Annotated in this window: 16 protein-coding genes and 2 pseudogenes; 13 read left to right on the plus strand and 5 right to left on the minus strand. The window is 73.5% G+C overall.

Annotated elements, in window-relative coordinates; translation table 11 throughout:
- Positions 1 to 5 precede the first annotated feature (5 nt).
- On the minus strand, positions 6 to 1,163 hold the full coding sequence (locus MF408_RS11885) for a sulfotransferase (protein ID WP_240251518.1): 1,158 nt from the start codon (positions 1,161 to 1,163) through the stop codon (positions 6 to 8).
- Positions 1,153 to 1,938, minus strand: a complete 786-nt coding sequence (locus MF408_RS11890; protein WP_240251519.1) for an SDR family oxidoreductase — start codon at positions 1,936 to 1,938, stop codon at positions 1,153 to 1,155. The genes MF408_RS11885 and MF408_RS11890 overlap by 11 nt, the downstream gene beginning before the upstream one ends.
- Before the next feature lie 83 nt (positions 1,939 to 2,021).
- Here MF408_RS11890 and MF408_RS11895 point away from each other — a divergent pair.
- A pseudogene (locus MF408_RS11895) lies at positions 2,022 to 2,871 on the plus strand (aldo/keto reductase).
- Here the strand turns inward: MF408_RS11895 and MF408_RS11900 are convergent.
- Positions 2,864 to 4,018, minus strand: coding sequence for a hypothetical protein (locus MF408_RS11900; protein WP_240251521.1), 1,155 nt, complete (start codon positions 4,016 to 4,018; stop codon positions 2,864 to 2,866). The pseudogene MF408_RS11895 and the gene MF408_RS11900 overlap by 8 nt on opposite strands.
- Positions 4,015 to 4,905: a TIGR03619 family F420-dependent LLM class oxidoreductase gene (locus MF408_RS11905; RefSeq protein WP_240251522.1), complete on the minus strand. Its 891-nt coding sequence runs from the start codon at positions 4,903 to 4,905 to the stop codon at positions 4,015 to 4,017. The genes MF408_RS11900 and MF408_RS11905 overlap by 4 nt, the downstream gene beginning before the upstream one ends.
- Positions 4,906 to 5,173: 268 nt before the next feature.
- Between MF408_RS11905 and MF408_RS26895 the strand changes: the two genes are divergently transcribed.
- The 4 genes from MF408_RS26895 to MF408_RS11925 are packed head-to-tail and all read left to right on the plus strand — an operon-like array spanning position 5,174 to position 6,588.
- Positions 5,174 to 5,449: a nitroreductase/quinone reductase family protein gene (locus tag MF408_RS26895; RefSeq protein WP_345893943.1), complete on the plus strand. Its 276-nt coding sequence runs from the start codon at positions 5,174 to 5,176 to the stop codon at positions 5,447 to 5,449.
- Between the two features lie 41 nt (positions 5,450 to 5,490).
- A complete protein-coding gene (locus tag MF408_RS11915; protein WP_240251524.1) occupies positions 5,491 to 5,928 on the plus strand; it encodes a nuclear transport factor 2 family protein in 438 nt (145 codons plus the stop codon).
- A 54-nt stretch (positions 5,929 to 5,982) separates the two neighbouring features.
- Complete coding sequence (locus tag MF408_RS11920; protein ID WP_240251525.1) at positions 5,983 to 6,402, plus strand: hypothetical protein; 420 nt, start codon at positions 5,983 to 5,985, stop codon at positions 6,400 to 6,402.
- Positions 6,403 to 6,417: 15 nt separating this feature from the next.
- Positions 6,418 to 6,588: a hypothetical protein gene (locus tag MF408_RS11925; protein ID WP_240251526.1), complete on the plus strand. Its 171-nt coding sequence runs from the start codon at positions 6,418 to 6,420 to the stop codon at positions 6,586 to 6,588.
- A 12-nt stretch (positions 6,589 to 6,600) separates the two neighbouring features.
- Here MF408_RS11925 and MF408_RS11930 read toward each other — a convergent pair whose 3' ends face one another.
- Positions 6,601 to 7,647, minus strand: coding sequence for a M28 family metallopeptidase (locus tag MF408_RS11930; protein ID WP_240251527.1), 1,047 nt, complete (start codon positions 7,645 to 7,647; stop codon positions 6,601 to 6,603).
- A 121-nt stretch (positions 7,648 to 7,768) separates the two neighbouring features.
- On the opposite strand from MF408_RS11930, the pseudogene dnaK reads away from it, so the two are divergent.
- The 8 genes and pseudogenes from dnaK to MF408_RS11970 all read left to right on the plus strand — a co-directional run bounded on the left by dnaK (position 7,769) and on the right by MF408_RS11970 (position 14,330).
- A pseudogene (gene dnaK / locus MF408_RS11935) lies at positions 7,769 to 9,623 on the plus strand (molecular chaperone DnaK).
- Positions 9,620 to 10,285, plus strand: coding sequence for a nucleotide exchange factor GrpE (gene grpE, locus MF408_RS11940; protein ID WP_240251528.1), 666 nt, complete (start codon positions 9,620 to 9,622; stop codon positions 10,283 to 10,285). The pseudogene dnaK and the gene grpE overlap by 4 nt, the downstream one beginning before the upstream one ends.
- A gap of 130 nt (positions 10,286 to 10,415) precedes the next feature.
- Positions 10,416 to 11,588: a molecular chaperone DnaJ gene (gene dnaJ, locus MF408_RS11945; protein ID WP_240251529.1), complete on the plus strand. Its 1,173-nt coding sequence runs from the start codon at positions 10,416 to 10,418 to the stop codon at positions 11,586 to 11,588.
- 5 nt (positions 11,589 to 11,593) lie between these two features.
- Positions 11,594 to 12,028 (plus strand): helix-turn-helix transcriptional regulator, encoded by a 435-nt coding sequence (locus MF408_RS11950; RefSeq protein ID WP_240251530.1) that lies wholly within the window; start codon positions 11,594 to 11,596, stop codon positions 12,026 to 12,028.
- Between the two features lie 51 nt (positions 12,029 to 12,079).
- On the plus strand, positions 12,080 to 12,448 hold the full coding sequence (locus MF408_RS11955; protein WP_240251531.1) for a hypothetical protein: 369 nt from the start codon (positions 12,080 to 12,082) through the stop codon (positions 12,446 to 12,448).
- Entirely contained in the window at positions 12,420 to 12,617 is a 198-nt protein-coding gene (locus MF408_RS11960) for a hypothetical protein (protein ID WP_240251532.1), read from the plus strand. The genes MF408_RS11955 and MF408_RS11960 overlap by 29 nt, the downstream gene beginning before the upstream one ends.
- Positions 12,601 to 13,218 (plus strand): PQQ-like beta-propeller repeat protein, encoded by a 618-nt coding sequence (locus MF408_RS11965; protein WP_240251868.1) that lies wholly within the window; start codon positions 12,601 to 12,603, stop codon positions 13,216 to 13,218. The genes MF408_RS11960 and MF408_RS11965 overlap by 17 nt, the downstream gene beginning before the upstream one ends.
- 98 nt (positions 13,219 to 13,316) lie before the next feature.
- On the plus strand, positions 13,317 to 14,330 hold the full coding sequence (locus MF408_RS11970; protein ID WP_240251533.1) for a hypothetical protein: 1,014 nt from the start codon (positions 13,317 to 13,319) through the stop codon (positions 14,328 to 14,330).
- The last annotated feature ends 50 nt before the right edge of the window (positions 14,331 to 14,380 follow it).

Consider the following 14,380-nt stretch of genomic DNA (forward strand, 5'->3'; position numbering starts at 1 on the left):
CCCACCTACCGGGCGAACGCCTCCCTGACCTGCGCCTCGTCGAGGCCGTAGTCGGCGAGGTCGTAGCGGTGCGCGGGCCGCGCCCGACCGGTCCGCGACTCGCGGTCGATCCGCTCCACCGCGGCCCGGGCGGCGTCGCTCCACGGGATGCCGAAGGCGTCGTAGACCTTCGCGACCGTGCCCACCGGGTCGGCGACGAACGCCCGGTAGTCGACGTCGACGAACTGGCCGGGGTCGTACGCCGGCCGCGCGTCGTGGAACCGGTGCCACGAGCGCGACAGCAGGTCGAGCTGGGTGCGGCCGATGCCGTCGCGGACGAAGGTGGTCGACGTCCCCGCCGTGGCCTCCGCCGAGAGGGAGCACGCCGATGCGAACGAGGTGACCGGGTCGCGGTGGGTCACCACGACCAGGGCGTCGGGGTAGACCTTCATCAGTGCGTCGAGCGCGACCAGGTGCGAGGGGTTCTTGAGCACCCAGCGCCGGTCGTGGTCGTGCAGGCCGATCAGCTGGAGGTTGCGGCGGTGCCGCTCGTAGGCGCCGGTCCAGTCCTGCTCGGCCAGCCACGCGGAGTACCTCGGCACGTCGGCGAGCGACTCGAACGAGATCGACCGGCCGGTCTGGCGCAGCAGCCGCCAGCACTCCTCCGGCGAGGTGGCGTCCATGTAGTGGATACCGAGGAACTCCGGGTTGGCGACGTGGTGGCGCCGGAAGGCGTCCTGCATCGCCGTGAACACCGGGTCGTCGGCCCAGGTGTAGCGCGGCGGCCGCGGCTGGGGGAACTCGGTGAGCCAGAGCTCGAGGCCCTGGTGGGCGGGGTCGGCGCAGAGCAGCCGGTGCAGCGCGGTGGTGCCGGTGCGCGGGAGGCCGACGACGAAGATCGGCCGCTCGACCGGCACCTGCGCGTGCTCGGGGAACTCCGCGAACCGCGCCTCGGTCAGCAGCCGGCCGACGAGCGCGCTCTTCACCTGGGCGCGGTGGAAGTAGTTGCCGACCGGCGTCAGCCCGGCCTCCGGCGAGGCGAGGTCGTCGACGAGGAGCCGCAGGCCCTCCTCGTGGTCGGTGCCGCCGAAGTCGGAGAGGCCGGTGGTGCGCACCGCGGCGGCCGCGATGTCGTCGTACGACCCGACGTCGGGGCGCTGCCGCGGCGCGGCCTCAGCCGCCATGGAACTCGCCGCAGTCGACGTTGAGCAGCTGCCCGGTCACCGCCGAGGCGAGGTCGCTGGCGAGGAACAGGGTCGCGCGGGCGACCTCGTCGGGGGTCGCGAGCCGCTTGAGGTCGGTCGGGGCCGCCTTCTCGGCGTAGACCTGCTCGTGGGTGCGGCCGGTCTCCGACGCGATCCAGTCGAAGTAGGCCTTGTTGACGTCCTCGTAGATGTACGACGGCGCGACGCTGTTGACGCGGATGCCGCGCGGTCCGAGCTCGGTGGCGAGCGAGGACGCGAGGTGCGCCAGCGCGCCCTTCGACAGCTTGTAGCCGCTGTACTCGGGCTGGCTGCTGTGCACCACGCAGGAGTTGACCATGACCACCGACCCGCCGCTGGCGGCGAGGGCGTCGGCGAACAGCGCCGAGAGCCGCAGCGGCGCGAACACGTTGGTCTCGTTGGCCGCCCGCAGCGCGTCGAGGCCGACGGTGGTGATCGGGTCCATCGGCGGGATCCCGAACGCGTTGTTGACCAGGCAGTCCACCCGGCCGTACTCGTCGAGGGCGGCGTCGACGAGGCGCTCGCGGGCCGCCTCGTCGGTGATGTCGGTCGGTACGACGAGGGCACGCCGGCCGTGCTCGCGCACGACCGCGGCCATCTTCTCGAGCCGGCGCTCGGTGCGGCTCGCGAGCACCAGGTCGGCGCCCATCACCGCCGCCTGCTCGCCGAGGGCGCGGCCCAGGCCGGGCCCCACGCCGGAGAGCACGACCACCTTGTCCTGGAGGAGCGGGATCACGCGGTCACACTAGAACGTGTTCCATTTCTGGTCGAGGGGTGACGCACGGAATACGGCCGGTCCGGCTGTGATTGCATCCCCTCGTGACCACTCCTGCCATCAAGCTCAACGACGACACGTCCATTCCGCAGTTCGGCCTCGGCGTCTGGATGGTGCCGCCCCCCGGAGACCGAGCGCGTGGTGTCCGACGCGCTCGAGGTCGGCTACCGCCACGTCGACACCGCGCAGATGTACGGCAACGAGGAGGGCGTCGGCGCCGCGCTCGCGAAGTCCGGCCTCGCGCGCGACGACGTCTACGTGACGACCAAGCTCAACAACAACCGGCACGAGAAGCAGGTCGCGAAGGACTCGCTCCGCGCGTCGCTCGACCGGCTGGGCCTCGACCGGGTCGACCTGTTCCTCATCCACTGGCCGCTGCCCACGCGCTACGACGGCGACTACGTCTCCACCTGGGAGGCGCTCCTCGAGCTGCGCGAGGAGGGGCTCACGACCTCCGTCGGCGTCTCGAACTTCCAGCCCGACCACCTCGACCGGATCGTCGAGGCGACCGGAGTCGCGCCCGTCGTGAACCAGATCGAGGTGCACCCCTACTTCGGCAACGAGGCGGCCCGCGCGGCCACCCGCCGGCACGGGGCGGAGGTGCAGGTCTGGTCGCCCCTCGGACAGGGCGGCGGCGAGCTCGACGACCCGGTCGTCGCCGAGGTCGCGCAGCGGCACGGCAAGACCCCGGCCCAGGTGCTGCTGCGCTGGGCGGTCGACCGCGGTGACATCGTCTTCCCGCGGTCGCTGCGCAAGCAGCGGCTGGTGGAGAACTTCGACGTCTTCGACTTCGAGCTGAGCGCCGACGAGGTCGCCGCGATCGCCGGCCTCGACAAGGGCGAGGCAGGGCGCCAGGGCCCGAACCCGTCGACCTTCGACTGGATCCCTAGCTGATCATCCGCCGGGCCACCGCCCGCTGCCGGGCGGTGATCCGGGCGGCGTACTGCTCCGCCGTCAGCGGCGCGTAGTGGGGGAGGGCCGACGCGACGTCGTCGGCCCTCACCTTCTCCACCGTCGGGCCGTCGGCCGCCGTCAGGTCGCGTTCGAGCCGCTGCCAGCGCAGCATCATCGGACCGGTGCGGTGGCCGGTGGTCTCGAGCCAGTTGGCGATCGGCGCGCCACCCGGCGGCCGCTCCGAGACGACGAACCGCAGGACGCCGTCGGGGTCGGTGACCGCCTGGGCCTTGGTCAGCGAGGTCTGGTGCGTCTCGTAGTCGGTCGAGGCGTACCAGTCCGAGCCGACCTGGATCGCCTGGTAGGTGCAGTCGTCGCAGCGCGGCACGCTGACGACGAGCGCCTCGTCCTCGGCGAGGTCGTAGTGGCCGATCGAGGAGAACTGCGACGACAGCCCGCCCGGGGTCCGGGCGGGGACGGTCAGCGTGTTGGCGGGCTCCTGGTACTGGAAGAAGTGCGGGAACGCGAACCAGGTCCGGATCGACCCGACCAGCGACCGCGCGGCCACGTCGTACTTCTTCGCCAGCAGCTCCCGGTTCGGCGGCCGGCGCGGCCGGCCCAGCGTGTCGGGGCGCTCGATCCAGAGCGTCCCGCGCTCCTCGGTGTCCCAGTCGTTGAAGACCTCGCGGACGATCATCGTCCTCGCGCCGGGCTCGGCGGTGTAGGTGAGCTCGAACGAGCCGTCGTCGGCGAGGTCGAGCTCGCGGTCGTCGAAGGCCAGCATGCTGGTGGCCGCCGCGTCGGCGGAGTAGCTGCCGCCCATGACCTGGAACGACAGGTCGGCCGACGTCCCGCGCCGGCCGCGGACGACGTACTCCACGCCCTCCTTCAGGTAGGCGTGGAGGTAGACGGCGTCCGGGTTGTCGAGGCCCTGGCGGGAGAACTGGTGGGTGGGGTTGATGAACAGCGGGTGCTCGAGGTCGTAGTCGAACGCGGTCTGCACCGCCATCCGGATCCGGCCGGCCAGGTAGTCGTAGCCCTCGAGCCGGTCGGCCTCGGTGCGGATGAACGGCGCGTTCGCGACCAGCTCCTCCGCCTCCGCGATCGCGTCCTGCAGGACCTTGGTGAGACCGAGGGCCTCGCTCATCCGGCGACCTTCGCGATCACGTTCTCGGCGTACTGCTCGAGGTGCTTGACCTTCGTCTCGAGCGGCTCGGTGTCGGGGCCCTCGACGTAGGGCACCCGGAAGCCGACGATGCAGTCGGTGACGCCCTTGTCCGCGAGCCGCTTCACCCCGTCGGGGGTGTAGGCGTCGTAGGAGATCACGTGCACCTCGAAGTCGTCGCGGGTGTCCCCCTCCTCCCGCCGGATCTCGGCGAGCCGGGCCAGCAGCCGGTCGAGCTCCTCGCCGTCACCGCCGGCGTGCATCCACCCGTCGCCCTTGCGGACCGCGCGCCGCAGCGCGGCGTCGGAGTGCCCGCCGACGAGGATCGGGATCCTCTCGGTCGGGGCCGGGCACTGCTGCAGCGGCTCGAGCTCGTAGAGCTCCCCGGAGTAGCCGAAGAACGCCGGCTCCTCGCCGGGCTGCGTCAGCCCGCGCAGGATGTCGATGCACTCGTCCATCCGCTTGCCGCGCTTCTCCCACGGCACCCCGAGGGCCGCGAAGTCCTCCGGCCAGGGCGACAGCCCGACCCCGAGCCCGAGCCGGTTGCCGGACAGGAACGCCAGGGACGACGCCTGCTTGGCGACGAGGACCGGGGGACGCACGGGGAGCTTGAGCACGAACGGAGTCAGCCGCAGGGTGGTCGTCACCGCGAACAGGTGGGCGCAGAGCACCATCGTCTCGATGAACTCCTTGCCCCGGAGGAACTCGCGGTCGCCGGTGTCGGTGTAGGGGTAGCGCGCGTCGGACTCCTGCGGGTAGATCAGGCTGTCGGCGACGGTCATCGAGGTGTAGCCCGCCGCCTCGCAGGCCTGGGCCAGCGGCGCGTAGTAGTCGGCGTGGGTCATGCCCTCGGCGAAGGAGAAGCGCATGCCGCCACGTTAGAACGTGTTCCAGTTTTCGGGAAGGTCTGCCAGGGTGTCGGCATGGCAGCGACGAAGGAGAGGCCGCCGGGCCTGGACTCCCCGGTCACCGCGCGGGTCATCAAGTACGGCGCCCGCCTCCACGTGCCGGTCTTCCGGCTGACCAACGGCCGGATCGGCAGCCGGTGGCGGATCGGAGCGGGCTGGCGCAAGCCGGTGCCGACCCTGCTCCTCGACCACGTCCGGACGGCGCAGCGGCAGGCGGTTCACCACGCCGCTGCTCTACCTCCGCGACGGCGACCGGCTGGCGGTCGTCGCGTCCCAGGGCGGACTCCCCCGCCACCCGCAGTGGTTCCACAACCTCGAGGCGCACCCCGACACGACGGTCGCGCTGCGCGGCGAGCGGTCGCGTCGGGTCCGGGCGCGGGTCGCGGACCCGGCGGAGCGCGCCGCGCTGTGGCCGCGGCTCGTGGAGCTGTACGCCGACTTCGAGAGCTACCAGGCCTGGACCGACCGGGAGATCCCGGTCGTCGTCCTCGACCCCCGAGGCTGACCGCCGGGAAGAAACCGGCGGGCCGACGACATGGATGAGACATGGACATCGCAGAGCTGAGCGACCGCGCGGAGATCAACGACGCCCTGGTGCGCTACACGATCGCGGTCGACACCGGGGAGTGGGACCGGCTCGACACCGTCTTCACGCCGGACGCGCGGATCGACTACTCCGAGACCGGCGGCACCAGCGGCGGCTACCCCGAGGTCAAGGCCTGGCTGGCCGAGAACCTGCCGGCGTTCTCCGCCAAGCGGATGCACACGCTCGGCCAGGTCGCGATCTCGTTCGCCAACACCCGCGACGAGGCGCGGGTGACGGCGTACTTCCACAACCCGATGGTCGTCGCCGGGTCCGGCGGCGACGACGCCGAGCGGCTGGTCGAGGTGGGCGGCCTCTACCACCACACCTTCGTCCGCACCGAGGCCGGGTGGCGCTCCCGGCGCCTGCACGAGCAGCTGGTCTGGACCCGCGGCTTCTGAGCCCCCGCGCGGGACGGTTTGGCCCGGCTTGGCCGCGTCGACCACAATGGCGCGGTGACCGAGCAGCAGGAGAAGCGCGACAACCCCGTGGTGTCGGGCTTGGTCGCGCTGCTCGCGGTCGGGCTGTCCGTGGGGCTGGTGCTGGCCGGCGTCGCGCTCGTCGCCACCCGGATGCTCGGCCTCGGCGACGACGGCGAGGCCTCGGCCGACGGCACCGGTGAGAGGGAGAGCCTCTACCTGCCGCCGCCGGCCAAGACCACGGCCGCCGGCCCGGTCGTCACCCTCAACACCGAGGCGCCCGGCGACGAGACCGACGACACGGACGACGAGGGGCGACGAGGACGGCGACGCCGACGACGAGAAGTCGGAGAAGGCGACCAAGAAGCCGAAGACGGAGATCGTGCTCCAGGCCGGCCAGACCGCCGTCGGCAGCTTCGAGCGGATCGACCTCACCGGGGTCTACCCCGGCGGTGAGGAGCGACGCTGCAGGTGCAGCGGTTCGAGGGCGGCCGGTGGGCCGACTTCGCCGCGACCGTCCCGGTCAGCGGCGAGACCTTCAGCACCTACGTGCAGTCGGCCCAGACCGGCGTCAACCGGTTCCGGGTCGTCGACAACACCAGCGGCGAGGCGTCCAACCAGGTCCGCATCCGCGTCGGCTGACGCCCGGCCGCGTCACCGCAGCCAGGCCAGCACCACCCGCGCGGTCCGCTCCAGCTGCGCCCGGCTGACGACGGAGGGCACGTCGCCGGCGGAGTGGTAGCCGGCGTAGGGCGTGCTGCCCAGCCGGACGCCGGGGAGCCCGGCACGGACGAAGGACCAGTGGTCGCTGGAGCGCTGGCCGCCCTCGACGACGTACGGCGCCCCGGCGCGCTCCGCCGCACGGACCAGCTCGGCGCGGAGCGGGTCGCCGTCGTCGGGGCTGCCGATCACGACGGCCGGCCCGACGCCGACCCGGTCCAGCGACACCATCCCGCGCAGCGACCGCCGCTGCGCGGGCGACAGCGCGTCGACGTAGGCCCGCGAGCCGTAGTGGTGGTCGTCGTCGCCCGGCCCGCGAGGCTCCTCGGCGCCGAACGCGACGAGGACGACCGGCAGCCGGGTGCGGCGCTCCGCGAGCGCCTCGGCCACGGCGAGGAGCACCCCGATCCCGGAGGCGTTGTCCTCCGCGCCCGGGGCCTGGGGCACCGTGTCGAGGTGGGCGCCGACCGCCAGCCACGGCCGTCCCGGCCGGGCCGTGCCGCGCGTCGCGACCAGGTTGACCGAGCGGCCGGCGTCGACCGGCACGCCCCACGAGACGCCGCCCGGCACCGGGAACCGTTGCCGCGCCACCTGCCAGCCGTGCTCGCGGAGCCGCGCCTCGACCCATGCGGCGGCTCGCAGGTAGGCCCGCGAGGTGCCGTGCCGGGGGCCGATCCGGCCGGCCAGCGTCGTGACGGCCTCGACCGCGGTGCGGACCCGGGCGTCCCCGGGCGAGACCCGCGGCGGCCGGGGTGGGGCGGGGGAGGACGACGGGGGCTCACCGGTGCTGGTCGGGTCGGTCGGGCGGGCCGTGCCGGTCGGGCTGGTGGTGGCGGTCGGGCTGCCCGGGGAGGAGGGAGCGGTCGCGGGCCCGTCGTCGGCGGTGCAGGCCGCGGCCGCCGCGAGCGCGACGACCAGGGCCGTCGCGGCGGCGACCCGTCGAGCCCTGGGAGCCCGGGGAGCCCGGTCCGACCTGCGCACGGGATCAACGTCCCACACGGGAACAACCCCGGGCGCCGGGCGCGTTGGACCGTGTGACAAACTTGAGCCAGATCGACTCAACTAAGTTGCTTCGGCTCCGAGAGCAAGGGGAGGAACCACCATGGCACGTGCCGTCGGCATCGACCTGGGGACGACCAACAGCGTCGTCTCCGTCCTCGAGGGCGGCGAGCCCACCGTCATCGCCAACGCCGAGGGCGCCCGCACGACGCCCTCCGTGGTCGCGTTCGCCAAGAACGGCGAGGTGCTCGTCGGCGAGGTCGCGAAGCGGCAGGCGGTGACCAACGTCGACCGCACGATCCGCTCGGTCAAGCGCCACATGGGCACCGACTGGAAGACCAGCATCGACGACAAGGAATTCACGCCGCAGCAGATCAGCGCGTTCGTCCTGCAGAAGCTCAAGCGCGACGCCGAGGCCTACCTCGGCGAGACCGTCACCAACGCGGTGATCACCGTGCCGGCGTACTTCTCCGACGCGCAGCGGCAGGCCACCAAGGAGGCCGGCGAGATCGCCGGCCTGAAGGTCGACCGGATCGTCAACGAGCCGACCGCGGCGGCGCTGGCCTACGGCCTCGACAAGGGCGAGGACCAGACGATCCTCGTCTACGACCTCGGTGGCGGCACCTTCGACGTGTCGCTGCTGGAGATCGGCGAGGGCGTCGTCGAGGTGAAGGCCACCAGCGGTGACAACGCGCTCGGCGGCGACGACTGGGACAACCGGGTCGTCGAGTGGATGGTCAAGAAGTTCAAGGACGCCAACGGCGTCGACCTGGCCGCCGACAAGATCGCCGCGCAGCGCCTCCAGGAGGCCGCCGAGAAGGCGAAGATCGAGCTGTCGTCGTCGAGCGAGACCACGATCCACCTGCCCTACATCACGCACGGCGAGAACGGCCCGCTCCACTTCGAGGAGCGGCTCACCCGGTCGGAGTTCCAGAAGATGACCGCCGACCTGCTCGAGCGCACGAAGGCGCCGTTCAAGAGCGTCCTCAAGGACGCCGGCGTCAGCCTCTCCGACATCCACCACGTCGTGCTCGTCGGCGGCTCCACCCGGATGCCCGCGGTGACCGACCTGGTCAAGGAGATGCTCGGCGGCAAGGAGCCCAACAAGGGCGTCAACCCCGACGAGGTCGTCGCGGTGGGCGCGGCCCTGCAGGCCGGCGTGCTCGCGGGCGAGGTCAAGGACGTCCTGCTGCTCGACGTGACCCCCGCTGAGCCTCGGCATCGAGACCAAGGGCGGCGTGTTCACCACGCTCATCGAGCGCAACACCACGATCCCGACCAAGCGCAGCGAGATCTTCACGACCGCCGACGACAACCAGCCGTCGGTGGAGATCAAGGTCGCCCAGGGGGAGCGGCCGATGTGGGCGGAGAACCAGCCGCTCGGCAACTTCGAGCTGACCGGCCTCCCGCCGGCGCCCCGCGGCGTGCCGAAGATCGAGGTCACCTTCGACATCGACGCCAACGGCATCGTCCACGTGTCGGCGAAGGACCAGGCGTCCGGCCGCGAGCAGTCGATGACGATCTCCGGCGGCAGCGCGCTGTCGAAGGACGACATCGACCGGATGGTGCGCGAGGCCGAGCAGTACGCCGAGGAGGACGCCCGCCGTCGCGAGCTCATCGAGCTGCGCAACCAGGGCGACCAGCTCGTCTACACGACCGAGAAGTTCCTCACCGACAACGGCGAGAAGATCCCCGAGGAGGTCCGCGACGAGGTCACCGCCGACGTCGAGGAGCTGAAGAAGGTCCTCGAGGAGACCGAGGTCGACAAGGACCGGCTCTCCGCCGCGATCAGCAAGGTCGGCGAGTCCAGCCAGAAGATGGGCGCGGCGATGTACGCCGCCGCGGAGGCCGACGCGTCGGCCGCCGGCGGCACCACCGGTGCGACGGGCGAGGCCGACGAGGACGTCGTGGAGGCCGAGATCGTCGACGAGGAGCCGGGTGAGGGCGGGTCCAAGTGACCGACGACCACACCAAGTCCGAGCAGGGTGGGCAGACGGGGCAGCCCGAGGCGACGCCGGCGGACGCGGCGCCCGACCAGCAGCCGGCCGAGGAGCCGGCGGCCGACGCGGCCGCCGGCGCCTCGCCGGAGGCCGACGAGCTGACCGTCACCCGGATCGAGCTGGAGGAGCGCACGCTGGACCTGCAGCGGCTCCAGGCCGAGTACCTCAACTACAAGCGACGGGTCGAGCGCGACCGGGAGCTGGTCCGCGAGAACGCGACGTACGCCGCGCTCGTGCCGATCATCGAGGTCCTCGACACCATCGACCGGGCCCGCGAGCACGAGCCGCTCGAGGGCGGCTTCCGGGCCGTGGCCGAGCAGCTCGAGCGGGTGGTGGCCAACCTCGGCCTGGCCAAGTTCGGCGAGGTCGGCGACGCCTTCGACCCGACGGTGCACGAGGCGCTCTCGCACATCGGCACCGACCCGGACGTGCAGGTGACCACCTGCAAGGTGGTCGCGAAGGCCGGCTACAAGATCGGCGACCGTGTCGTGCGCGCGGCGCAGGTGCTCGTCGTCGATCCCGCCGAGCCCGCCGAGCCCGCCGAGCCCACGGAGCCCACGGAGCCCACAGGGCCTGCCGGGTCGGAAGAGCAGGCCGAGGAGCAGTCGGCGGAGGGTTGAGTGGGCACTTCTGCAGCGCCGAGTGGGGGTTTCTGCTCGAGTCGATCGACGGAAATCCCCCCACTCGGGCGTGCAGAAGTCACCATTCGACCCTGGAGAAGTACCCATTCAACGACAGGGGAGGTGTGCGATGAGTGAAGCCGGCAACGGCATCCGCGCGGACTGGGCGAACAAGGACTTCTACGCCGAGCTCGGCGTCGGCAAGGGAGCCACGGCCGAGGAGGTCAAGAAGGCCTACCGCAAGCTCGCGCGCGCCAACCACCCCGACTCCCACCCCGACGACCCGGCCAAGCACGAGAAGTTCAAGCGGGTCGCCGAGGCCTACGACGTCCTCGGCGACGCCGAGAAGCGCAAGCGCTACGACCAGGCCCGCGAGCTGTTCGCCTCCGGCGGGTTCCCGGCCGGCGGCGGCTTCGGCGGCGGCGGGATCAACCTGGAGGACCTGCTGCGCGACCGGGCCGGCGGAGGCGGCGGGTTCGGCGACCTGTTCGGCGACTTCCTCGGGTTCGGGGCGGGAGCCCGACAGCGGTCGCCGCGGCCCGCGCGCGGCAGCGACCTCGAGACGACCGCCACCGTCGGCTTCGTCGAGGCGCTCGAGGGCGTCACGGTGTCGCTGCGCACCACCTCCGACAGCGCCTGCCCGACCTGCTCCGGCACCGGCGGGAAGCCGGGCACCAGCCCGCACCGCTGCCCGACCTGCGAGGGCACCGGCTTCGTGGAGTCGACGGTCGGCGGCGCGTTCTCGATGAACCAGACCTGCCCCGCCTGCGGCGGCCGGCAGCTGGTCTACGACGAGGCGTGCCCCACCTGCCACGGCAGCGGCCGTGGCCGATCGAGCCGCACCATCCAGGCGAAGGTCCCGGCCGGCGTCAAGGACGGGCAGCGGATCCGGCTGCGCGGCAAGGGCGCCCCCGGCGAGCGCGGCGGACCGGCCGGCGACCTCTACGTCACGGTTAAGGTCGCCCCGCACCGCGTCTTCGGGCGCAAGGGCGACCACCTGACGATCGACGTACCGATCTCGATCGCCGAGGCCGCCCTCGGTGCCGAGGTCAAGATCCCCACGCTCGGCGGCCCGCCGGTCACCCTGCGGGTTCCGGCCGGTACGCCGACCGGTCGCACGTTCCGGGTGCGGGGCAAGGGCGCACCGCGGGCCGACGGCAGCCGCGGCGACCTGCTCGCCACGGTGGAGGTGCAGGTGCCGGGGAGCCTCGGCGACGAGGCGCGGCAGGCGCTGGAGGCCTACGCCGCCGCGACCGCGCACGTGCCGCTGCGGGCTAACCTCTTCTCCGAGTCCGAGGGGTGATCACCGTGCCTGCTCGCCAGCCTTCGTTCGCCGAGCCGCCCGCGCCCGACGCTGCCGTGTTCGTGATCAGCGTCGCCGCCGAGCTCAGCGGCCTGCACCCGCAGACGCTGCGCACCTACGAGCGGATGGGGCTGATCACCCCGGGCCGGACGGCCGGCGGCGGCCGTCGCTACTCCTACCGCGACATCGAGCTGCTGCGGGTGATCGCCGAGCTCACGTCGTCGGGGATCGGCATCGAGGGTGTGCGCCGGATCCTCGAGCTCGAGCACCAGGTGGACGCGCTGCGGGCCCGCAACGAGGAGCTGCTCGCCGAGCTGGAGGCCACCCGGGAGGCGCTGCGCCAGGCCGCTGCCGCCCGCTCCGGCGGCGGCAGCCGGCTGCCCGCGCTGCGACCGCCGACCACCGCGCAGTCGATCGTGGTGTGGCGCCGCCAACGCTGAGCACCGGCCCGCCGGTTTGGCACGGCGCCCGCAGCGGGTAGGTCTCGCGCCGTGCCGTCCCGCCTGCTCGTCCGTGCGTCCGCCGCCGTCGTCGCGGGCGCGGTCGCCGCGACGCTGTCGTCCTGCAGCAGCGACGACCCCCGGGACGACGCGCGGGTGCTCGAGGTGGCCTGGACCTCCGACGTCGAGGGCTGGAGCTCGGACCGCACTCCGTGGGCGGCCAACGAGGAGCTCTGGATCCACCCCGGGCTGGAGCCGAGGCGCCCTCCGGGCGGTCGACCTCGACGACGGCAACCTGGCGTGGACCCTGCCGGTCGCCGAGGTGTGTGCACTCTCCGCGATCAACCGGGCAGGCCTGGTCGCCGTGCAGACGGGGGCCGGCTGCGCGTCCGTGTCCGTCGTCGACACCGCGACCGGTGAGGAGGTCTGGGCCGACGACCTCCGCGACCCGGGCGACACCTATCCCGGCGGCAACGGCCTGAGCATCGCGGTCACCGAGCGGACCGTGACGGTGGCCGGCCGCTGTGGTCTCGAGCGCTGGTCGCTGACGGACGGGGGCGCCGCTCGGCCGCCTGACCGCCCGCGGTGAACGCGGGAACCCCGGCTACTGCCGTCCCTCGGCCGCCGCCGGCGGCCTCGCGGTCGTCGCCGACCGCTCCGGGCTCCTCGGGTTCGACGCCGACACCGGTGCGCGGCTCTGGCGCCGGCCGGGTCGTGGCGCCGCGGTCCACCGGGTCTACGCGACGGACCCGCTGGTCGCCGACGTCGCGCTCGGGGGCGTGCGCGCCGTGCGGCCGGTCGACCCGGCGACCGGGCGGCTCGGACCGGTCCTCGCGCGGCCGCTGCCGGCGATCGGGGCGAGCCCGGCGATCGCCGACCCGGTCGGCGACACCGTCGTCGGTGCCTTCGAGGATCCCGCGGGCGGGTTCGCCGCGACGTACGGCTCGGTCCTCCGGGGCTGGGACCTCGGCACCGGCGAGCAGCGCTGGGCCCGGGTGTCGACCGGCGACGACTACCTCGGCGCCGACGCCCGCGGCGCCTACCTCGGCCGCACCGTCGCCGGCTCGGAGGACGGCGATGGCCTCGGCTACTGGGTGATGCGGCTGGCGGCCGGTGACCCCGAGCCCCGGACCCCTGGGCTGGATCGACGAACTCGTGCTGGACGCCGTCCGGGTCGGGGGACCTGCTGATCACGAGCGGCGGGCCGCTGGGCGGCGCACCGACGACCGCCTACCGGCTGCCGGGCGACGCCGAGGCCCTCCCGGTCCCCGAGGCACGGACCGGGATCGTGGAGCCGGCGTGGGCCGAGGGCGACCTGCGACCGGACCCGCTGGTCGACCCGTGCGCCCGGATCACCGCGACGACGCTGCGCACGCTCGGCTTCGAACGCGCCGCCGGCCTCCCGCCGCCGCTGGGCTGCACGTGGGTCGAGGGCGCCCGGGTGCTGACCGTGCGCGTCGACGTGCACCGGCCCGGCGATGGCACCACCGCCGTCCGGTCGGCCGAGCAGGCCGTGGCCGACGGCCTCGCCGCCGCGACGTACGAGGAGCTGAGGCCGCCGATCGGCGACGCGGCCTGGCAGTGGAGCACCGCCACGGTCGGCACGACCGAGCACGAGGACCTCCCCGGGACGACGTCCACCGCCGCCCGGCTGCTGGTGCGACGGGCGAACGTCGTCGTCCACGCGGCCCTGGCCGACAGCGACCCGCTGCGGGCCGGCGACGGACGGCTGCCGATCGCCGGCACCGACGTCCAGTCCGGTCTGCGCGCCGCCGTGGAGGAGACGCTGGCCGCGTGGGACGGGCCGACGCCGACCGGCCGGGCCGGCCCGCCGGAAGGGACGGACGGGCCCGTGACCGCTCTGCCCTCGCCGTGCCGCGTGCTCGCCGCGGACGTCCGGGCACTGCTGCCGGCCGCCGAGCCCCTCGACCGCACGGCGCCCGGCGAGAACCGGCTCCGCGGGTGCCGGTGGCAGCCCCGGCCGTACGGCGAGCTGGTCGAGGTGACGGCGTACGCCGTCGGGCCGAACGGGATCTCCGGGGCCGACGCGGAGTCGGAGGCCGAGGCGGTCATGGCGGCCGGCCGGCGGCCCGGAGCCGACCGAGGCCTCGGCGGCCCCTGGGACGAGGCCGCCCTGAGCGGCGCGGACGACGGCTACCACCGCGACGCGTGGCGCCTGGCCGTCCGGTCCGACAACCTGGTCCTCGTCGTGCAGGTGTCCTTCGCCGGCCGGGCCGGCGGCCGGGCACTGCCCACGGCGGTCGGGCTGGCCCGGAGCTACCTGGCGGACGCTTCGGGCTAGCCTCTGCCGGTACCCGGCGAGGTGACATGGGGCGACGGCCCGGGAGCGAG

This window comes from Nocardioides sp. TF02-7 (assembly GCF_022437945.1).
Classification (GTDB): domain Bacteria; phylum Actinomycetota; class Actinomycetes; order Propionibacteriales; family Nocardioidaceae; genus Nocardioides.

What these genes read in the sequence shown, in the direction of transcription:
- MF408_RS11900 (WP_240251521.1), bottom strand. Translation starts at nt 4,018, where the DNA reads ATGAGCGAGGCCCTCGGTCTCACCAAGGTCCTGCAGGACGCGATCGCG.
- MF408_RS11905 (WP_240251522.1), bottom strand. Translation starts at nt 4,905, where the DNA reads ATGCGCTTCTCCTTCGCCGAGGGCATGACCCACGCCGACTACTACGCG.
- MF408_RS11915 (WP_240251524.1), top strand. Translation starts at nt 5,491, where the DNA reads ATGGACATCGCAGAGCTGAGCGACCGCGCGGAGATCAACGACGCCCTG.
- dnaJ (WP_240251529.1), top strand. Translation starts at nt 10,416, where the DNA reads ATGAGTGAAGCCGGCAACGGCATCCGCGCGGACTGGGCGAACAAGGAC.
- MF408_RS11885 (WP_240251518.1), bottom strand. Translation starts at nt 1,163, where the DNA reads ATGGCGGCTGAGGCCGCGCCGCGGCAGCGCCCCGACGTCGGGTCGTAC.